The sequence below is a fragment of the Cystobacter fuscus genome, assembly GCF_044360685.1.
Taxonomy (GTDB): domain Bacteria; phylum Myxococcota; class Myxococcia; order Myxococcales; family Myxococcaceae; genus Cystobacter; species Cystobacter fuscus_C.
Genome location: NZ_CP043491.1, coordinates 9,646,385 through 9,665,715, shown reverse-complemented (window position 1 = coordinate 9,665,715; position 19,331 = coordinate 9,646,385). Strand labels below are relative to the sequence as shown.

General features: G+C 69.5%; 13 protein-coding genes. 5 read left to right on the top strand and 8 right to left on the bottom strand.

Annotation, left to right across the window (positions count from 1 at the left end; all coding sequences use genetic code 11):
- Positions 1-5: 5 nt before the first annotated feature.
- Complete coding sequence (locus tag F0U63_RS39605; protein ID WP_395838550.1) at positions 6-2,078, bottom strand: PrkA family serine protein kinase; 2,073 nt, start codon at positions 2,076-2,078, stop codon at positions 6-8.
- A gap of 430 nt (positions 2,079-2,508) precedes the next feature.
- Complete coding sequence (locus tag F0U63_RS39600; protein ID WP_395838548.1) at positions 2,509-6,051, bottom strand: PAS domain-containing protein; 3,543 nt, start codon at positions 6,049-6,051, stop codon at positions 2,509-2,511.
- Positions 6,052-6,443: 392 nt separating this feature from the next.
- Here F0U63_RS39600 and F0U63_RS39595 point away from each other — a divergent pair, with 392 nt between their 5' ends.
- A complete protein-coding gene (locus tag F0U63_RS39595; protein WP_395838546.1) occupies positions 6,444-8,039 on the top strand; it encodes an ArnT family glycosyltransferase in 1,596 nt (531 codons plus the stop codon).
- Positions 8,040-8,141: 102 nt separating this feature from the next.
- Positions 8,142-10,628, top strand: coding sequence for an ATP-binding protein (locus tag F0U63_RS39590; protein WP_395838544.1), 2,487 nt, complete (start codon positions 8,142-8,144; stop codon positions 10,626-10,628).
- A 33-nt stretch (positions 10,629-10,661) separates the two neighbouring features.
- Here F0U63_RS39590 and F0U63_RS39585 read toward each other — a convergent pair whose 3' ends face one another.
- The gene (locus F0U63_RS39585) at positions 10,662-11,573 is read right to left on the bottom strand and encodes a hypothetical protein (protein ID WP_395838542.1); all 912 of its coding nucleotides are present in this window, start codon (positions 11,571-11,573) and stop codon (positions 10,662-10,664) included.
- A 185-nt stretch (positions 11,574-11,758) separates the two neighbouring features.
- Positions 11,759-12,220 (bottom strand): Holliday junction resolvase RuvX, encoded by a 462-nt coding sequence (ruvX, locus tag F0U63_RS39580; protein ID WP_395838540.1) that lies wholly within the window; start codon positions 12,218-12,220, stop codon positions 11,759-11,761.
- A 207-nt stretch (positions 12,221-12,427) separates the two neighbouring features.
- Here ruvX and F0U63_RS39575 point away from each other — a divergent pair, with 207 nt between their 5' ends.
- The gene (locus tag F0U63_RS39575) at positions 12,428-13,519 is read left to right on the top strand and encodes a hypothetical protein (protein ID WP_395838538.1); all 1,092 of its coding nucleotides are present in this window, start codon (positions 12,428-12,430) and stop codon (positions 13,517-13,519) included.
- An 8-nt stretch (positions 13,520-13,527) separates the two neighbouring features.
- Positions 13,528-14,043, top strand: coding sequence for a tetratricopeptide repeat protein (locus F0U63_RS39570; protein ID WP_395838536.1), 516 nt, complete (start codon positions 13,528-13,530; stop codon positions 14,041-14,043).
- Positions 14,044-14,093: 50 nt separating this feature from the next.
- Here F0U63_RS39570 and F0U63_RS39565 read toward each other — a convergent pair whose 3' ends face one another.
- The 4 genes from F0U63_RS39565 to F0U63_RS39550 all read right to left on the bottom strand — a co-directional run bounded on the left by F0U63_RS39565 (position 14,094) and on the right by F0U63_RS39550 (position 18,581).
- Positions 14,094-15,290 (bottom strand): M48 family metalloprotease, encoded by a 1,197-nt coding sequence (locus F0U63_RS39565; protein ID WP_395838534.1) that lies wholly within the window; start codon positions 15,288-15,290, stop codon positions 14,094-14,096.
- 38 nt (positions 15,291-15,328) lie between these two features.
- Positions 15,329-16,444 (bottom strand): tol-pal system YbgF family protein, encoded by a 1,116-nt coding sequence (locus tag F0U63_RS39560; protein WP_395838532.1) that lies wholly within the window; start codon positions 16,442-16,444, stop codon positions 15,329-15,331.
- Between the two features lie 68 nt (positions 16,445-16,512).
- Complete coding sequence (locus tag F0U63_RS39555) at positions 16,513-17,664, bottom strand: ArsA family ATPase (protein WP_395838531.1); 1,152 nt, start codon at positions 17,662-17,664, stop codon at positions 16,513-16,515.
- Complete coding sequence (locus F0U63_RS39550) at positions 17,661-18,581, bottom strand: ArsA family ATPase (RefSeq protein WP_395838529.1); 921 nt, start codon at positions 18,579-18,581, stop codon at positions 17,661-17,663. The genes F0U63_RS39555 and F0U63_RS39550 overlap by 4 nt, the downstream gene beginning before the upstream one ends.
- Positions 18,582-18,742: 161 nt before the next feature.
- On the opposite strand from F0U63_RS39550, the gene F0U63_RS39545 reads away from it, so the two are divergent.
- Positions 18,743-19,042, top strand: coding sequence for a hypothetical protein (locus F0U63_RS39545; protein WP_002632664.1), 300 nt, complete (start codon positions 18,743-18,745; stop codon positions 19,040-19,042).
- Positions 19,043-19,331: the final 289 nt, after the last annotated feature.

Genomic DNA, 19,331 nt, shown 5'->3' with positions numbered 1-19,331 from the left:
GGTTGCTATTCCTTGGCGTCACCGCGGGCGAAGATGCTCGCCACGAAGTTGAGCACGTCCGTGGAGCAGATCTCGCAGTAGCCGTAGTTCTTCATCATCCGGTCCTTCACGAGATCGATCTTCTCCTGCGTCTCCTTGTCCACCACCGTGGACACCAGGTTCTTGAGCTTGATGCTGTCCTTCTGGTCCTCGAACAGCTTGAGCTCGAGCGCCTTGTGGAGCCGCTCGTTGGTCCGGTAGTTGAACGTCTTGCCGTCCACGGCGAGCGCGCCGATGTAGTTCATGATCTCCCGGCGGAAGTCGTCCTTGCGGCTGTCGGGGATGTCGATCTTCTCTTCGATCGACCGCATCAGGCGCTCATCCGGCTCCTCGTAGAGGCCGGTGTACTTGTTCTTGACCTTCTCCTTCTGGGTGTAGGCCTTGATGTTGTCGATGTAGTTGCCGCACAGCTTGCCGATGGCGTCCTCGTCGGCGCTGATGGCGCGCTGGACCTCGTTCTTGACGATGTCCTCGTACTCCTGCTTCACGCTGGTGAGCATCTCGCGGAAGCGCTTGCGCGCGTCGTCGCTGTTGATGAGCGAGTGGCCCTTGAGGCCCGCCTCCAGCTCGTTGAGCACCATGAAGGGGTTGATGCAGCCCTCGCCCTTGTCGCTCACCAGGGCGTTGGAGATCTTGTCCTGGATGTAGCGGGCGCTGATGCCATCGAGGCCCTCGCGGCTGGCCTCCTTGCGCAACTCCTTGATGTTGTCCTCGGTGAAGTTGGGCAGGGTCTTGCCGTTGTAGAGCTTGAGCTTCTGCAGGAGCGACAGGTTGTGCTTCTTGGGCTCCTCCAGGCGCGTGAGCACCGCCCACATGGCCGCCATCTCCAGCGTGTGCGGCGCGATGTGCTTGCCCTTGATGGCGCGGGAGTTGAAGTCCTTCTCGTAGATCTTCACCTCCTCGGACAGCTTGGTGATGTACGGGATGTCGATCTTCACCGTACGGTCACGCAACGCCTCCATGAACTCGTTGGTCTCGAGCTTCTTGAACTCGGGCTCGTTGGTGTGCCCGATGATGACCTCGTCGATGTCCGTCTGGGGGAACTTCTTGGGCTTGATCTTGTGCTCCTGCGAAGCCCCCAGCAGGTCATAGAGGAAGGCCACGTCGAGCTTGAGCACCTCGACGAACTCAATGAGGCCGCGGTTGGCGATGTTGAACTCGCCATCGAAGTTGAAGGCGCGCGGGTCCGAGTCCGAGCCGTACTCGGCGATCTTCCGGTAGTTGATGTCGCCGGTGAGCTCGGTGGAGTCCTGGTTCTTCTCGTCCTTGGGCTGGAAGGTGCCGATGCCCACGCGGTCCTTCTCGCTGAAGATGAGGCGGTTGACCGTGACGTGCTCGATGACCTTGGCGAAGTCGCCCTTGTACTGGGTCATCAGATCCTTGAAGACGTAGCGGCACGCGGGGCACAGCTCGCTGCCGTCGGGAATCGTGTAGCCGCTCTCCGGAGGGGACAGCTCGGTGAGCACCTTGCCGCGCCACTCGCGGGGGATGAGGTTGAGCGGCTCCTCGTTCATCGGGCACTTCATCTTCTCACGCACGGTGCCCGCGCCGTCCGGGTTCTTCTTGTCCAGCGTCCAGCTGAAGGTGTAGGCGGCGCCCTCGGGCGTCTTGGAGTACTCCTCCAGGCCCTTCTTGAGCAGACGCGCGATGGTGGACTTGGACGAGCCCACGGGGCCGTGCAGGAGGATGACGCGCTTTTCCGTGCCGTAGCCCTGGGCGGCGGACTTGAAGACGTTGACGAGCTTCATCAACGGCACGTCCAGGCCGAAGATGGCGTCACGGCCACCGAACCGCTCGTCGGAGAAGAAGTGGTAGCGGATGAGCTTCTTCTTGTTGTCGATGTACTCCGTCTTCCCGTGCGAGAGGATCATGTCGTAGATCCTCTGGAAGGCGGTACGGGTGACCTTGGGGTTCTTGCGGACGATCTCCAGGTAGTCCTCGAAGGACCCTTCCCAGTGGAGCTCCGCGTAGGTCTTCGCGTCCTGGAGCGCCGCGATGCGCGCGATCCACGACGACCCCTTGTTTTCCACGTCCTTCATGACGCTCCCTCGGGCCCTCCAGATGCGCGGAATTCCCGCGACCTCTCGGAAGGCCAAGAATTGAACCTGGGGGGGTACTGGGCCATTCCAATTCCCACCCGTGACGGGTCCCAGAAAGACACGACCGTGCGACCAGCCCTTTCGGGACCCCGCCGCGGGGTGGGACCGCGAGGCAAGAACGTGAAGGGCGCGTCGTGACCACGGCGCTTCCCCTCCACGGGGTGAAAAGGCACAGATGATTATACGCGCGAGCCTTGGCGCGCGCAGGGGGGGGGGCCGCGGCAGGTCATCATTGAACGGCCCATGGGGCGGATGGGCGGAAATTGAACGCTCGGCTGTGGGGCCGCGTCCCCTCCCGCGCTACATGTCGGCACTGCACGGACAGGCAGGGGACCGAGAGGGTGTCCGGAAAAGGACATCCGCAGGGAATTCAGCCGCGAGGCGAGAGGGCCACGAGGTTGGAGAGCACGGAGAGCAGCTCGTCGGGCTCGACGGGTTTGGACACGTGCATGTCGAAGCCCGCGGTGAGGGCCCGGGCGCGGTCCTCGATGCGGGCGTAGGCGGTGAGGGCCACCGCGGCGATTGTTCCTCCCTGGGCGGGGGGCAGGGCGCGCACCCGGTTGATGAGCGCGTAACCATCCTCGCCGGGCATGCCGATGTCCGACACGAGCAGCTCGGGCCGCTCGGCGACGAGCACGCGCAGGGCCTCCTGGGCGGAGGCGGCGGTGCTGACACGCGCCCCGTGGTCCTCCATCACCAGCCGGAGCATCTCGCGGCTGTCGTCCTGGTCATCCACGACGAGGATGTGCCGTCCGGCGAGGGCGGGCCAGGTGTGGGGGGCGGGCGCGCTCGAGGGCGTGGGGGGCCCGGCGGCTTCCGGCGCGAGCGAGGACGGCATGGGGGGCAGGCGGACGGTGAAGAGGGCGCCCCGGCCCGGCGCCCGGCTGGTGGCGTGCACCGTGCCCCCGTGCAACTCCACGAGGTGGCGCACGATGGCGAGCCCCAGACCCAGACCCCCGTGCTGGCGGGTGCTGCCTCCTTCCAGCCGGCGGAAGCGCTCGAAGAGGTGGGGCAGGAATTCCTCGGGAATGCCCGGGCCCTCGTCCTCCACCGTCAGCTCCACCGCGCCGCCCTCGCGCCGCAGCCTCACCCAGATGTCGTGCTCTCCGGGGGAGAACTTCACCGCGTTGGACAGCAGGTTCCACACCACCTGTTGCAGGCGGGCCGCGTCTCCCATCACCACGTCGTCCCATGTCTCGAACTCGGCGTTCAAGCGCATGCCCTTGGCCTCGGCCGCGGGGCGCATGGACTCCATGGCCGCCTGGATGATGCCCGCCAGGTGGACCGGCTGGGGTTCCAGCCGCAGCTTGCCGGAGACGATGCGGCTGACGTCCAGCAGGTCCTCAATGAGCTGGGCCTGGGCGTGGGCGTTGCGGTCCACGGTCTCCAGCGCGCGCGCATGCTTGGCGGGGGGCAGGCGGCCATCCCGGAGCAGCTTCAACCAGCCGATCATCGCCGTGAGCGGCGTGCGCAGCTCGTGGCTGACGGTGGCGAGGAACTCGTCCTTGAGCCGGTTGGCCGCCTCGGCCCGTTCGCGCTCCGTCCGGGCGAGGGAGAAGAGCCGGGCGTTGTCGATGGCGAGCGCCGCGCGGTGCGCCACTTCCTCGAGCCGCAGCACGTCGCCGCGCTCGTAGCGGCGGCCGGAGAGGGAGGTGGTGAGGAACGTCAGCACGCCGAGCGTGCGGCCTCGTGCCAGCAGCGGCACGGACACGACCGAGCGCAGCTTGAGCGCGAGCACGACGCGCAGGTGCTCGGCGTCGCGGGTGTACTGCTGCAGGTGCGTGCCCGTCACCTCGGCCAGGTAGATGGTCTGGTCCGTGCGCGCCGCCTGGGAGGTGGGGCCGGTGGAGGGGAGGCGGGGAGGAGAGCGCCGCAGGGTGTCGGCGAGGTCCGAGAGCGCGGGGTCGGCGTGGGCCACCTCGACCCGCTCCAGGCGGTTCTCCTCGTCCATCACGTCCACGATGCACCAGTCGGCCAGCGTGGGCACGGCGAGGCGGGCCACCTGCCGGAGGGTCTCCGCGTGCTCCAGTGAGGTCGCCAGCACGCCACTCATCTCGGAGAGGAAGCGCAGGGACTCGCTGCCGCGCTTCTGCTCGTCGATGTCCGTGCAGGTGCCAATCCAGTGGGTGCGGTTGCCCGCGGAGTCGCGCAGGGCCAGGCCCCGCGTGATGAACCAGCGATAGGCCCCGTCCGTGCCCCGGCGCAGCCGGTGCTCGACGACGTAGGGCTCTCCGCTGGCGACCGCGCGCCGCATCGTCCCGAGCGTGGGCGCGACGTCGTCCGGGTGCAGGGCGCGCATCCAGCCATCTCCCCGGCCCTGCTCGGCGGTCTGCCCCGTGTACTCGTACCAGCGCGGGTTGAAGTACTCGGCCGTCCCATCCGCGCGCGACATCCAGATGAGCTGGGGGAGGGTCTCCGCGAGGATGCGGAAGCGGTTCTCCGACTCGCGCTGCGACTGCTCGGCGAGCTTGCGCTGGGTGATGTCCAGGAGCACGCCCGCGAGCTTCACCGGCTGCCCGGCGTCGTCGAACAGGAGGCGGCCCCGGTTCTCGTGCCAGCGGATGCCGCCGTCCGTGCGCAGGACGCGGTACTCCAGGCGGAACTCACCTGGGTCGTTGCTCGAGGGCGCCAGGCGCTGGGCGAGCGGCTGGCGATCCTCGGGATGGACGAGCGCCAGGAAGGAGTCCACGGTGCCCGGAAACGAGTGGGGCGCCATGCCGGACATCGCCTCGGCTTGAGCGGACCACACCACGCGCTGGGTGCGCAGGTCCGCCTCCCAGGAGCCCACGTCCGAGGCCTTCAGGGTCCGCCGCAGGTGGGCCTCGTTCTCACGCAGCGCCGTTTCCGCCCGCTGGCGCTGGGACAGGGCCTCCTCCGCGGCGCGCCGCGCGCCCACCTGCTCCGTCACCTCCACCGCGAACAGCAGCACGGCATCCACCTGTCCGCGCGCATCCTGCAGGGGCTGGTAGGTGAGGTTGACGAAGGACTCGGTGCTCCGGCCGTCCGCGGCGCGCTCGAGCACGAGGCGGTAGCCGTTGGTCGTATAGGGCTGGCCGCTGCTCAGCACCGTGTTGAACATCTCGACGAGGCGGCCGCCCGGGGGCTCGGCGTGGACGTCGCGCACGGTGCGGCCCACCAGCTCCCGGCCGCCGTAGAGCTTCATGAGCGCGGGGTTGGCCAGCTCGCAGCGCAGATCGGACGCCCGGAACAGGCCCACCGCGGCGGGCACCTGCAGGATGATGCGCTGGTAGTACAGGCGCTGCCGCTCGCCCTCCGCCGCCATCCGGGTTTCGTGCTCCCGCGTGCGCGCCCGCTCGCGCTCGAGCTGTTCCCGCTCCCGCAGGCGCATGTCCCGCCTGGAGCTGAACGCGGCGATGCCGAGGAAGGCGAGCAGGAAGCCGCTGCCTCCCAGGACGATGAGGTCGGCCTGTTCGGAGGTCCGCACCAGCTCCGCGTTCTGCTCCGCGAGGCGTCGCTCCTCCTCCTGGTCCATCGTCCGCTCGACCTTCCACAACTCGTCCATCCCGCGCTGGCTCGTCTCCGCGCGCAGCGCCTGGATCGCGGCCTCCGGCTTGCCGGCCCGCATGAGCGCGAGGGGCCGATCCATCGACGCGAACTCCCGCTGGATGAGCGAGGCCATCCGCTCGAGCCGCTCGAGCTGGCGGGGGTCGTCCGGCGCGAGGGCGCGCAGCCGGTCGAGGGAGGGGACGATGAGCCGCCGTGCTTCCTCGTAGGCGGCCAGGCCCCGTTCCTCGCGCAGCAGCAGATAGCCACGCTGGTTCGCCTCCGCGTCCTTCACCAGGGAGACCAGGTGGTCCGCTTCGTTGATGAAGTCCAGGGTGCGCGCCAGGCGGAAGGAGGCCTGGGTCAATGCATGGCTGGAGCGCAGGAAGAGGCCGGCGATGAGGACCACGGAGAGCAGCGCCGCGGCGTACCCGGCGAGTGCCGGCAGCGCGGGCCCACCCGGGCTCCGGGGGGGTGGGTCCCGAGGGGGGGGAGAGCCGGGGCGCTGTGGAGGGGTTGCATCCATGCCTGGGTCGGAGTGCTGGGCCCCGCTGCCGCTCCAGAGCCGGAGCGGCGGTGGGGCCAGGGTCGCACGGGGCGCTGCGTAACACATCGCCACGTGAAAAGACGCGGTTGCTCCCGGGCATGCGCGCCATGGAACACAACGCCCGGGGACGCCAGGGGGCACGTCCACACGCACATGGGCGCCGCTCGGCAACCGGGTAGGGGAGTGAGAAAAGGTCCACTCCGGGGAGGTGGTCCCTTGGTTTTGGGCCGCGCCTGCGTATTCTCCGCGGCCTCATGTCGTCCGCCTCGCCCGTTTCCTCCCCGCCCTCGCGCCTTCCGGGCGCCTCGTCCCCCCTGTCCGCGGTGCCCGATGCCGCGCCGGAGCCCTCGACCCGGCTGCTGATCGCCCTGCTCATCGCCGCGGCGCTGTTGCCTCGTCTGCTGTTGATGCCCTTCAACGAGAACTATTACGGGGACGCGGTGGCGCGCACGGAACTGTCCGAGCGCTGGGCACGTGAGCCGCACGTGATCACGTCCTATGGAGACGGCACCTACCAGTTCGGTCCGCTCCACATCTATCTCGTGGGGGCGGCGCTCAAGGCGGTGCCGGACAAGGCGCTCGCGGGCCGTCTGGTGAGCCTGCTGTTCGGCGTGCTGGCCGTGGTGCCCCTCTTCTCCCTCACCCGGCGGTTGTTCGGCTGGCGCGCGGGGATGGTGGCGGGGCTGTCGCTGAGCGTCTGGGGCATGCACCTGCAGATGTCCACGACGGCCGCCAGCGAGGCGCTCTCGCTCTTCCTCATGCTGTGGGTGTTCGCGCTGGTGGCCCAGGGCCTGGACGAGAACCGCATGGGCCCGCTCTTCGGGGCGGCGGCGGTGCTCAACCTCGCGTGCGCCACGCGCTACGACGCCTGGCTGTTCATGCCGCTGTTGTGTCTGGCGCTGCTCTTCTGGGGGCCGGACCGGATCGCCGGCCTCACGCGCGCGGTGGGCTTCGGCATCGTGTGCCTGCCCTTTCCGCTGCTGTGGATGCAGGGCAACGAGATGGCGCATGGGGATCCATTCTTCCCCATCCGCGCGGTGGAGCAGTTCCATGACGCCTGGGTGAAGGACGGCATCGCCCGGGTGGGCCCGTGGCGCTACCGCCTGGAGAGCCTGGCCTTCTGGCCCGGCATGGCGCTGCTCACCCTGTCGCCCGGAGTGGGCCTGCTCGGCATGGTGGGCATGTGGCGCACGTGGCGCACGCGGCCGGACGTGCGTTGGCTGACGCTCGCGGCGGTGGTGCCCACCGCGTACTTCACCTTCCGGGCCGCGGTGCTGCTCGACTTCCAGCCCCTCGGGCGCTTCACGGTGACGGAGCTCGCGCTGCTGCTGCCCTTCGTGGGGCCCGGCTTCGTGGCGTGCGTGGGCTCGCGCGGGGCCGGCGTGCGCGGCGCCCTGGCCAGTGTGTGCGCGGTGCTGGCGGTGGCGGTGCCCGTGGCCATGGGCCTCTACACGTTCCGCGCCGATGGCGGCCTGCGCGACAGCCTGCGGCCCGTGAGCCCCACCTCCACCAACCCGGTGCCCCTGATGCAGGTGGCCCGCTTCCTCAAGGACGAGGTCGCCGCCAGGGGCGGCGCGGCCGTGCTCGACGAGGATCCGAGCTACATGGACCTCCAGCTCGCCTTCTTCTCCGGTCTGGACGATGAGCGGCTCGCCCGGGTGCGCTGGGCCACCTTCCGCGATCACCTGCGCCGCGCCCAGCCGGAGTACCTCGTGCGCTTCGACAATGGCCGCCTGGTGAAGGACGCGGGCGTGAAGTGGGACGGGGGACGCACGCTGGTGCTCGATGGTGTGGAGTACGGCGAACTCGACGGCTTCTCCCCGCCGCTGCACGTGTACCGGCGCCGCTGAGCACCGGGAGGTCCGCTCGCCCGGGGCCCGGCCATGCGACGGGCCCTCCTCCTCCTCTCGGGGGAACCGCCAGGGGGACGAGGCGTCGAGGCTCCGGGCTGAATGAGGGCCGCGCGAGACGTTGCTCCGCGGATGGTCAAGCACGGCACTGGCGGTACGGAGCAGTTGCACCTGGGCAGCTTCATCCGCGAACAGCGGGCTCGTATCCTGGCGGACTGGGAAGGGGCCGTTCGCCAGCTTCCCTACGCGCAGGGCCTCTCCCAGCCCCGGTTGCTCGATCACCTGCCAGACCTGCTGGACCGTATCGCCAACGTGGTGGAGACGGTCCACACCGGTGGTGAGTCGTCGCTCGACGAGATGCCCGAGGTGCACGCCCTGGAGCGGCTGGACTCGGGCTACGACCTGGACGAAGTGGCCGAGGAGTACGCGCTGCTGCGCGCCTGCATCCTCCAGCTCTATGGCGAGCACCTCACCTGCGTGGGGGCGTCGTCCCTGGTGGTGGCCATGCGGGAGATGGTGTCCTTCAACCGCACGTTCGACGAGGCGGTGTCCGCCGCCGTCTCCCGCTACACCCGCGCCCGCGAGCGCACGCTGGTGGCGCTCGACCGCATCTCCGAGGCGGCGCTCGGGACGGAGGAACTGGACGTCTTCCTGCCGAGGTTGCTGCGCGTGATGTTGGAGACCACCGAGGCGGTGGACTCCGTCTCCCTGCTGCTGCGCGAGGACGACGTGTTGCGCATGCGCGCGTCGGTGGGCCTGGAGGGCGATGGGGACCGGGACTTCCGCGAGCGCCTGGGCGAGGGCTTCAGCGGGCACATCGCGGCGGAGCAGCGCCCATTCGAGGTGCGCTCGGCGGCGACGGATCCCCGGGTGCGCTGCGAGGCGTTCCGGTCCCGGGGAACGCGGGCCCTGTATGGCGTGCCCCTGATGTACGGCGGCGAGGTCATCGGCGTGGCGCAGATGGGCAGCCGCACCACCTTCGAGTTCTCCAACGAGGACAAGCTGCTCTTTCGCGCCATGGTGAGCCGGGTCACCGCGCTCATCATCCAGGCGGGGCTCGCCGCGCGGGAGCACGCCGCGCGCGTGGAGGCGGAGGAGGGCCGGCAACTGCTGCAACTGCTCATCGAGCAGAGCAGTGACTCCATCGTCATGGCGGATGCGCGGGGCGTGCTGCGGGTCTTCAACTCCGCGGCGGCGCGCATGCATGGCTTTGGTCTGAAGGACGTGCCTCCGTCGGAGTGGAGCGAGGCCTACGGACTGCTCACCCTGGACGAGCGGCCCCTGCGCACCGAGGAGCTGCCGCTCTTCCGCGCCCTGCGCAACGAGGTGGTGACGGAGGCCCGGTGGAAGGTGCGGCACGCGGATGGCTCGGTGCGCACGCTGAGCGGCACCGCGTCGCCGCTGCGCCGGCCGGATGGCTCACTGGTGGGCGCCGTGCTCAACGCCCGGGACGAGACCGAGCGGTTGCGACGCGAGCAGGAGCGGCTCGAGACGCTCGCGCTGCTGGACGCGCTGCTGGCCACGGCGCCCGTGGGCCTGGCCTTCCTGGACCGAGAGCTGCGCTACGTGCGCGTCAACGAGATGGTCGCCGCCGCCCACGGTCGTTCCATGGAGGCCTTTCCGGGCAGGACCCTGGCCGAGGTGCTCGGCGACAAGGCCGCGTGCATCGAGCCGCTCCTGCGGCGGGTGCTGGAGACCGGGGAGATGTTCAAGGGTCACGAGTTCGAGGTTCCCTCGTCCGGGGCCTCCGGCGTCTCCGCGCACTGGGTGGGGGACTACTTTCCGGTGCGAGCGCTGGATGGACGGGTGCTCGGGGTGGGCTGCGTGGTGTCGGACATCACCGAGCGCAAGCAGCAGGAGGAGCGGATGCGCCAGACGGCGGAGTTCCGCGAGCGCTTCCTGGGCATCGTCTCGCACGATCTGCGCAACCCCCTCAATGCCATCCTGCTGTCGGCCAGCGCGCTGTTGAAGCTGGACGCCATGCCCCCGGGTCACACGCAGAAGGTGCGCCGCATCGTCACCAGCGCCGAGCGCATGGGGCGGATGATTGGCGAGCTGCTCGACTTCACCCGGGGACGGCTGGGTGGAGGAATTCCCATCCAGCCTCGAGCCGCGAACCTGCGCCACCTCTGCCAGCAGGTGCTGGAGGAACTGGAGAGCAGCCACCCGGGCCGGCGGTTGCGCTTGAGGGCCGAGGGCGATTTCCAGGGCGTCTGGGACGCGGACCGGCTCGTCCAACTGCTGGGCAACCTGGGCAAGAACGCACTCGACTACAGCCCGCCGGGCACCCCGGTGGACTTCGTGCTGCACGCCGAGGAAGACGCCGTGCGGGTAGAGGTGCACAACGAAGGGCCGCCCATCCCGGCGAGGCTGTTGCCGGAGATCTTCGAGCCCTTCCGGCGGGCCGTGTCGGGGGAGACGTCCCCGAGCTCCGGCCTGGGGCTGGGGCTCTTCATCGTGCAGCGCATCGCCCAGGCCCACGGCGGCTCCGTCGAGGTGCGCTCCACGGAGGACGCGGGGACGACCTTCACCCTGCGCCTGCCCCGGCGGGCGCGGCAGGTCCCCGGGTCCGCTGGCGCGCGGCGCTGAGTCGCCGCGCGCCGCGGGGCCTCGGGGCACGCGCTACGGGTAGACCTCCCGGCGGGTGGGCGGCAGCGTGCCCTCGGGCGGAACGCGCGAGCCCTCCACGAGCTCCTTCTGGTGCCGGTTCACGCCCACGATGCCGCCGAGGATGGCGGAGACGAGGCCGAGGAACAGCGCGCCGAAGACCCCCCAGAACACCTTGCCCGTGGCGTCCGCGGCCTTGAGCGCGCCCGTCTGGATGTTCTGCGCCGCCTGTCCGGCCTTGTCCTGGAAGGCGTTGAACTGGTTCTCCACGCGGATGGCGACCTCCTGGGCGTCCGAGTGCGAGAGGTTGGTGTTGGCGGTGATGGCCTGGAGCAGGTTTTCGCGATCGATTCGCCGCTCGCGTACCGCGGTTCCCACCACGTCCCGGGTCGCGCCCTCGAGCTGCTCGGCGGTCACGGTGGGCTTGCCCTCGGCGGCCAGGCGCTCGTTGATGGGGCGCAGGGCATCATTGGCGTCGAGGCCGAAGCTGCGCGCCAGTTCTCCCACGTTGCCAGCCTGGGAAGCGCCCGCCGCCACGGTGGCTCCCGTGGCCTGGACCGCCGTCTTGCCCACGGAGAACAACCCCCCGGCCACGGAGGACATCACGTTGCCCAGCAGCCAGATGCCCACGAGCGTGGTGAGTCCCCACATCACGAGTCCGTGCAAGCCGCCGCTCGACCGGCTCAGGACTCCCGCTCCGCGCCCGGCCACGATGCCGCCCACGAAGAGCGCGATGAGGGGAGAGAGCAGCCCCCAGATGCCCGTGAAGATGCCGGAGGACTTCGCGCTTCCCACGTCCGCCGGGTTGATGGAGGACAAGCCCAACGCCAACCCGAGCGTGTACAGCAGCGCCCACAAACCGAGCGCGGTTACCGCTCCCGCGAAGATCGCCCCCCAGCGCACATTCACGGGAGCGCTCGTCATCATGCTGACTCGAACCCCTTCTTGAGTTGTCACCGCCATGGCCCACCTCATCGAAAGACAGGGGAAATCCCCTGTCCCTGGAAGATGGACATGCGCACGCCCGGAGAAGGGCGGCCTTCCCCGCTGCTTCCTCGTCCCCTCGCGGATGACCTCCGGCGAGCGGTCAGCGAGACGCTCGCGAGGTGGGCTCACTCCTCCGGATCGTCGCCATCCCCGGCGTGGAAGTTCGTGGTCCGCGCGATGCTCCGGGCATCCAACCAGCCCTGGAGGATGAACTGGGCGGCCATCTGATCGATGACCTCGCGGCGCTTGGCGCGCGACAGGTCCGCCTCGAGCAGGGTGCGCTGGGCGGCCACGGTGGACAGGCGCTCGTCACACAGCTCCACGGGCAGGCCGAACGTCTGGGTGAGCACGTCCACGAACTTGCGAGTCGCCTCGGCGCGCGGTCCCTCGCTCCCATCCATGTTGAGGGGCAGCCCGACGACGAAGCACTGGGCTTCGTACTCCTCCACCAGCGCCTTGAGCGCGGCGAGGTCCGCCTTGAGGCCGCTTCGCCGGATGGTGGTGACCGTCTGGGCGGTGAGGCCCAGGGGATCTGAAACGGCGACGCCAATCGTCTTGGTGCCCACGTCGAGGCCCAGGGTGCGCATGCGCGCCGCAATCTAGCCTCAATCCTCGTCCGTGGACCGCCCCGTCCGATGCCCAGGACGCCGCCTGTCGCACGGGCCGAGCCAACCCTCTGAATTCGTTGGTCTGACGAGGCATTGGGGACGCGGCATCGCCGCTGCAATGCGTCCGGCGCGCAACACGACGCGGTGCTCGGGGGCACGGAGCCCTCGTCCCGCGCGGGAGGCACCATGGAAGGCATCGGGAAGTTGTTTGGAGGACTGACGAACGTGCTGTCGGGAGGCTTTCTCGTCGACACGTTGGGCAACGCACTGGGTCTGCCCCCCGTCATCACCAACGCCGCCAAGGCGATTGTTGGGGCGGCGACGGGCAACGTGATGCTGGCGATGGACGGTGCGGCGGGAGTGGCCCAGGAGCTGGGCAAGAACCCGCCCGCGTCCACCGAGTACTGCCCGCCGAAGGACAGCGCGCGGGCGTGCGAGGGCTATTCTCGGCCGACGCATGGGAGTTCTCCGGTGGGCGGGGGCCATTCGCGGCCGACGCATGGGAGCTCGCCGGTGGGCGGGGGCGAGGGGCGGCTGGACCCCAAGATGAAGGACTACCTCCAGTCGCTGCAGACGCTGGAGCGCAACTTCCAGTACCTCGACGCGACGGATGGAAAGATGGAGGGGTCCCTGCGGCTGTCGGACCTCCAGCGCATCGCGGGTGATCGCCGGGTGTCGCCCGAGCTGCGCGAGGCGGCGCGCTTCCTCGTGGCCAACCCGGGCTACTTCGAGCGGCTCGACGTCTCGACGGATGCGCAAGGCTTCATGGAGGCGCCCTTCCGGGCCATCAAGAACGACAACGCGTTCAATGTGCGGGACCTGCGCGGGGAGATCGGCAAGGTGAAGGCGGAGCTGGCCGCGGGCGGCACGGCGAGGCCTCGTCCCGGGCCGTCGTGTCCGACGACGGGGGGCTCGACGCCGGGTTCGACGTCCGGCTCCACGGCCAGCTCGAGCGTGAAGGGCATCATCAACGATCCGAACATGAGCCTGGAGGAGAAGATCAACGCCATCCTCATGAACCTCACGGAGAAGATGGACGACGAGATCCTCCAGACGATGGACAGCCTCGCCGCGGCTCAGGACAAGAAGGCGGGCATCTCCAACGAGAAGGGCAACGAGAAGTCGCTCACCGAGGCCCAGCGTGACATCGACCGGCTGTCCATGCGGCTGCAGCAACTCGTGGAGAAGCGCAAGACGATGTTCGAGATGATGAGCACGATGTCGATGAAGTTCAACGAGATGGCGAAGACGGCCCTCTCCAACATGCGCAGCGCGTGAGCCGGGCGATGGGACGGGTCATCAAGTACGAGGGAGCGGCCATGGACACGGCGACGGTGCAAAAGCTCGAGGCGTTCGTGCGGGGAGAGGCGACGTGGGCGGAGGTGGAGGGGATGACCTTCGAGGAGGCGAAGGCCATCGCCCGGGTGGGGTGTGACCTGGCGGGGGCGGGGCGCCACGAGGAGGCGCGCATCCTCTTCGAGGGGTTGGTGGCGGGAAATCCCCAGGACGCGGCGAGCCGGGCGGCGCTGGGCACGGTGTACCAGAAGCTGGGCCGGCTGCAGGAGGCGCTCAGCGAGTACAGCGCGGCGCTGGAGCGCGATCCGGGCAATCCGGTGGCGCTCGTCAACCGGGGCGAGCTGTACCTGCGGCAGGGCAACCGGCAGGGCTTCACCGACATCGCGAATGCCGTGGAGGCGGACCCCGAGGGCGCGACCCTGGCGGGACGGCGGGCCCGGGCGCTGGTGAAGGCCATCGCGCTGGCGGCCGTGGAGAAGATGAAGGGAGAAGCGGCGCGGGCGTAATCCGTCCGCGCGTGGGGGGGCTGGGTGGAGCGGGGGGGCTCCGTTCGGACTCAAGGGGCGGGGGGGACGGCCGCCAGCCGCTCGCTCAGGGGCGGGTGGCTGTGCCCCTTGAGGACGGCCCAGCGCGGAGGATCGGGGTCCATCTTGTTCACCCGGGCGGCCTTCACGAGCATGCGCCGGAAGGCGGCGGGGTCCTGGGTGAGCTGGAGGGCGTAGCGGTCGGCCTCGCGTTCGCGCTCGCGGGAGAAGGCGGCGGACACGGGGGTGCTCAGGAAGAAGACGAGGAAGGAGAGCAGCCACAACAGGGGCAGGGTGCGGATGTCGGCGAAGCGCGTGGTGCCGAACCACCCGCGCCTCGCCGCGAGCCGGAGCAGCCGGTCGATGGCGAAGAGCAGCGCGATCAACGCCACCGAGGAGGCAATGCGTCCCGGCCATTTCGGTTCGTGCACGTGGCCCGCCTCGTGGGCGACCGCGGCGAGGATCTCCTCGGGCGAGAGTTCCTTCACGATGACGTCGTTGAGCACGATGGCGCGCGTGGGGCCCTGGCCGGCGAAATAGGCCTGCAGGCGCTTGCTGGCCACGGAGGTCTTCTCCACCCGGACGTCCTCGAAGGGCACGTGCGCGCGGGCCATGAGGGCGGTGATGCGCTCGCGCAGGGGGCCGGGCTCCAGGGGCCTCTGCTCGAAGTAGAGCTGTCCGCGGTAGGGATCCAGGGCCGAGGCGACCAGCAGCAGCAGCGCCGAGGGGATGCCCAGCACGAGCCACCAGCGCTTCACCCGGCGGGCCAGGCCATACAACCCGAGCACCAGCATGGAGGTGGCGATGGCCGAGAGCGCCAGGCCCTTGAGCTCGTCCAACGCGTAGCGCAGCGGGGTGTAAGTGGACATGCCGTAGCGGTGCTCCAGCACGTAGTCGAAGTAGATGTTCGAGGGGGTGTGGACGAGCTGGATGAAGAGGTCCACCAACAGCGCGAAGAGGATCGCGGTGCCCCAGCCCGGCTCACCCCAGATGCGGTCCAGGGCCTGGAGGATGACGCGGCTGACGGGGGCCGTCCTGAGGAAGGCGAGCCGGCGGGAGAGCCAGGCCGCGCAGGCCTCGGCGCCCCGGTGGAAGGGCCGCACCAACGCGCCGAGGATGAGGGCGAGGACGCCGAGGTAGACCAGCGGACTCACCGCGCTGCCGAGGTAGAGCGGCTGGTGGTAGGCCTTGATCTCGGCGAGCTGCTCGGGCGTGAAGAGAGGCTCCATGGGGGGAGCCTACCCGGTGGAGCCTCCGTGCACCCAGCTCAGGAGTGGGGCGGGGTGCCGGCGGGGGCGGCGTTCTCCGAGTCCTGGAGCAGCAGGGCCTTCATCTTCTCCAGGCTCTGGCGCGTCTTGTCGACGAACGTGTTGTGGGAGCCGATGCGCTCGGCCGCCTCCAGGGTCTGCTCGTAGACGTCGATGGCCTTGGTGAGCAGCACGCGCACGCGCTGGCGCAGCTCCTCGCGGTAGATCTCCGCCTGCTCCGCGTCCAGCTCCTTGGGGGCCGGCGAGTTCACGAGCTTCTCGTACAGGTCCTCGTAGAGCGAGCCGATCTGCGTGCCGGCGGCCGTGGCCCAGTGGCCATTGCCCACGCGGATGGCGCGCAGGTAGTGGCCCTGCGCGGACAGCAGCAGCTCGGCCTTGTCGTTCAAGTCGTTGGCGAGCGCATCGGCGCCCTTGCCCGGGTCGAGCGCCACGTCCGCGTAGCGCAGCCGGTAGATCTCCCCGATGAAGAAGTGGGCCTGGGCGGGGTAGTAGTCCTGCACCTCGTCCTTGTCCGCGAGCCCCTCGTAGGTGGTGACGGCGCGGCGCAGCGTGGCCTCCGCCTTCTCGGGCTGCCCGGCCTCCAGCTCGCACACGCCCTGCTGCACCTGGGCCTCCAGGCGCTTGCTCACGGGCAGGTCCTCGCGTGCCGCGACCGTGGCCAGGAGCTGGGCGGCCTCCGGGTAGTGCTCCAGGTGGTAGTGCGTCTCGGCGAGGCGGAAGACGGACTCCAGCGCGTCGCCGGTGCCCTGCTTCGCGTCGGCCAGCTCGGAGAAGCGCCGGGCCGCGGCTTCCCACTGCTCCAGCCGCTCGTGGGCGAGTCCCGCCTGGTAGATGGCCTCGCGCCGGTGGGGGCTCTGGGGATGGAAGTCCGCCAGCCGCTCGAAGTAGAGCGTCGCCTGGACGAAGTCCTTGGCCGCGAAGGCCGACGTGCCGGCCGCGAAGAGCTCCTCGTCATTGAGCGCCGCGAGCTCCGCGTTGCCCGTCACCCGCTCCGCGTCGAAGCGCACTTCCTGCCGGGGCTCGCCCGAGGCGTCCCGGCCCGCGGACCCCGTCGTCCGGCATCCCACCAGACCCAGCACTCCCACCCACACCCATTTGCGCCAGGTGGCCGACATCCATGTCCTCCGCTTCTCGGGGCCCCCGGGGCCCCTCCAGGTCCATTGTCCCAGGACAACATCGCGTGTCATGGGGTTCCCGAGCCGGCCGTGAGCTGGGGCGGCGGCAGGGCAATCACCTCTTCGCCCATCAGGAAGCGTCCGGTGCGCCACAGGGCGCCGATGTCGTGCACGTCCAGCTCGAAGCGCGGCACCTGGACGAGGGGCGTGCCCTCGCAGGCGGCTTGCAGCTCGAGGATGCCGCGGGCGTCCTGCTCGGCCAGCAGCGTCATCTCGCGCAGTGTCTGTTCCACCTTCGCGCGCCGGGCGGGAAGCAGGCTCCGGGCCTCTTCCCAGAGGGCGGCGGGAGGCATCGGGTGGACGCGGTTGACCACCACCGCCACGATCTCCATCCCGTTCTGCTTGAGCAGCTTGTGGAAGTGCACCACCTCGTCCAGGCGCTCCCGGCCGGGGCTCGTCACCAGGACGAAGCCCGTCTGCCGCGCCTCCAGCAGCTCGCGCACGCCGCGCGCCCGCACCCGGAAGTTCTCGTTCATGGGGGCGATGGAGAGCATGAAGGCGGCCAGCTCCTGGAGCGTCTCCGTGCCGGTGAAGCGGGAGATGGTCTTCGCCATGTAGCTGCTGCCCAGGTTGAAGAGCGACAGGCCCACCTTGCCCGCGGCGAGCGCGGGGGTGAGCAGCCACTTGGCGGCCTCGTTGTCCAGGAAGTCCAGCACCCGGTTGGGGGCCTCCAGGAAGTCGAGCGCGTGCGCGGTGGGCGGCGTGTCGAGCACGATGAGCTCGTAGTCGCGCTGGGTGCGCAGCTCCCAGAGCTTCTCCATCGCCACGTACTCCTGGCTGCCGGCGAGCGCGCTGGAGAGCGACTGGTAGAAGCGGTTGGCGAGGATCTTCTCGCGCTTGTCGGCGGGGGCGTTCTTGACGATGAGATCGTCCCACGTCTGCTTCATGTCCAGCATCATCGCGTGCAGGCGGGCGCGGGCGGTGACGCCCAGCGGCTCCAGGGCGCTGGCGGGCACCTCGGCCTCCACGTTGCCCAGGGCATGGAGCCCGAGCGAGTTGGCGAGCCGCTTGGCCGGATCGATGGTGCACACGAGGCTGCTGCGGCCATCCACCGCGGCGCGCAGGGCGAGGGTCGCGGAGATGGTCGTCTTGCCCACGCCACCGGAGCCGACGGACACCAGGACGCGCTTGGACGCGAGGGCTGCTGACAGCGCGTTCATGGGGACGCCTTCCCCGTCACCAGCGGCTCCAGGTGGGTCATGACCTGCTCGATGGCCGAGCGGTCGAAGCACGGGGTGAAGATGCGCGGCACGGAGTGGACGGGCACGTGCAGGTTGCGCTCCAGCTTGAGCTGCGCGAGCACCGTCTGGTTGGCCCGGGCATGGTGGGCCCGGGCCACCCGGAGCAGCTCGGGCTGATCCACCAGGGCCTCCAGGTCATCCTCGGTGAAGCGCTCGGGGAAGGTGGCGTTGAGCACCGCCGCGTGGGTGCGTACCCGCACCTGGTCGCGCAGCGCGGCGTGCAGCTCGAGCGTCTCGTTCACCGGCATCTCCTCGGGCAGGGACACCAGCACCGCGGCCGTCACCGCGGGATCCTCCAGGAGATCCTTCATCTTCAGGGCCTCGCGGGACATGGGCCCGGGGGGCACCGTCTGCATGAGCACCTGGGGCACCCGGAGGAAGGTGATGGCATGGCCCGTGGCCGGCGCGTCCATGACGATCGTGTCCCACAGGGGCTGGCCATCCGGGCGCTTCTCCTGGGCGTGGAAGAGGATCTTCCCGAGCAGCACCAGCTCCTGCAGCGAGGGGATGAAGCGCAGGAAGTAGCGCACCACCTTGTTCTCGAAGACCGTCTTGTAGAGGGTCTCGAAGCGCAGCACCATGAGCGCGTACTCGCGCATGGCCTCCTGGGGGCGCACGTCCACGGCCCACAGGTTGTCTTCCAGGGGCGTCACCTGGGGGCCCACGGGGCGGTGTCCGAGCAGGCCGCTGATGCGCTCCTGGGTATTGACCTCGCACACCAGGGTGCGGCGGCCCGCGCGGGCCGAGCGCAGGGCCAGGGCGGCGGCGACGGTGCTCTTGCCCACGCCACCCTTGCCGGAAACGATCCACAACCGCTTGTCGAACAGCGCACCCATCGGGAGGGGGGACCCTAGGGACGGCCCCCCCACCTGTCAACGCACTCCGTCGCGGGTCCGACACACACTTGACACGTCGCGTCGCGTGCTTCCAGAGTCCGCGTGGTTGGACCCGGGGCCTGCCGCGTCCCCCCCGACAATTCGCGGATCGAGGAAACCCCATGATCATGAACAACCCGATGGTGAAGAGAATCGTCGAGACGGGCGAGGAGCGCGTGGGCAAGCTGACCCAGCAGCTCATGTCGAACGAGAAGTTCGTCGCGGCGGTGCAGTCGCTGGTGACGCGCTCGTTGGCGGCCAAGGGCACGCTGGACAGCGCGCTGCGCACGGCCCTGTCGGCCATGAACCTGCCGTCCACCGCGGACCTGGAGCAGCTGCGCGCCAAGGTGGATGACCTGGAGCGCCTGCTCACGTCGGTGGAGTCCAAGGTGGACGCGCTGTCGGCCGCCAAGAAGAAGTAGCCAGAAGCAGGTCCGCTCGGCGAGCCAGACCCCACTGGACACCTCGCCGGGCGGTACCGCTCGGCCACCACTCGTTTCGAGCACTCCACGAGCGTTCACGACGGTTGGCTGAACGGGGTTCAGCAAGGAATTGAGCAGCGTTTTCACCTCACGGATCCGAGTGGCGATGAACTCGCGGTGTGGAGTGAACCCAGACACCGCGTGAGGACGCCCCGTGTCATGGCCGTGGAGCGGCATCTCCGTCCGTGGCGTCTCACCAAAGGACTCGCTTTTTTCTGACCCGAATCAT

What these genes read in the sequence shown, in the direction of transcription:
- F0U63_RS39605 (WP_395838550.1), bottom strand. Translation starts at nt 2,078, where the DNA reads ATGAAGGACGTGGAAAACAAGGGGTCGTCGTGGATCGCGCGCATCGCG.
- F0U63_RS39595 (WP_395838546.1), top strand. Translation starts at nt 6,444, where the DNA reads ATGTCGTCCGCCTCGCCCGTTTCCTCCCCGCCCTCGCGCCTTCCGGGC.
- F0U63_RS39590 (WP_395838544.1), top strand. Translation starts at nt 8,142, where the DNA reads ATGAGGGCCGCGCGAGACGTTGCTCCGCGGATGGTCAAGCACGGCACT.
- F0U63_RS39585 (WP_395838542.1), bottom strand. Translation starts at nt 11,573, where the DNA reads ATGATGACGAGCGCTCCCGTGAATGTGCGCTGGGGGGCGATCTTCGCG.
- ruvX (WP_395838540.1), bottom strand. Translation starts at nt 12,220, where the DNA reads ATGCGCACCCTGGGCCTCGACGTGGGCACCAAGACGATTGGCGTCGCC.
- F0U63_RS39575 (WP_395838538.1), top strand. Translation starts at nt 12,428, where the DNA reads ATGGAAGGCATCGGGAAGTTGTTTGGAGGACTGACGAACGTGCTGTCG.
- F0U63_RS39570 (WP_395838536.1), top strand. Translation starts at nt 13,528, where the DNA reads ATGGGACGGGTCATCAAGTACGAGGGAGCGGCCATGGACACGGCGACG.
- F0U63_RS39565 (WP_395838534.1), bottom strand. Translation starts at nt 15,290, where the DNA reads ATGGAGCCTCTCTTCACGCCCGAGCAGCTCGCCGAGATCAAGGCCTAC.
- F0U63_RS39560 (WP_395838532.1), bottom strand. Translation starts at nt 16,444, where the DNA reads ATGTCGGCCACCTGGCGCAAATGGGTGTGGGTGGGAGTGCTGGGTCTG.
- F0U63_RS39555 (WP_395838531.1), bottom strand. Translation starts at nt 17,664, where the DNA reads ATGAACGCGCTGTCAGCAGCCCTCGCGTCCAAGCGCGTCCTGGTGTCC.
- F0U63_RS39550 (WP_395838529.1), bottom strand. Translation starts at nt 18,581, where the DNA reads ATGGGTGCGCTGTTCGACAAGCGGTTGTGGATCGTTTCCGGCAAGGGT.
- F0U63_RS39545 (WP_002632664.1), top strand. Translation starts at nt 18,743, where the DNA reads ATGATCATGAACAACCCGATGGTGAAGAGAATCGTCGAGACGGGCGAG.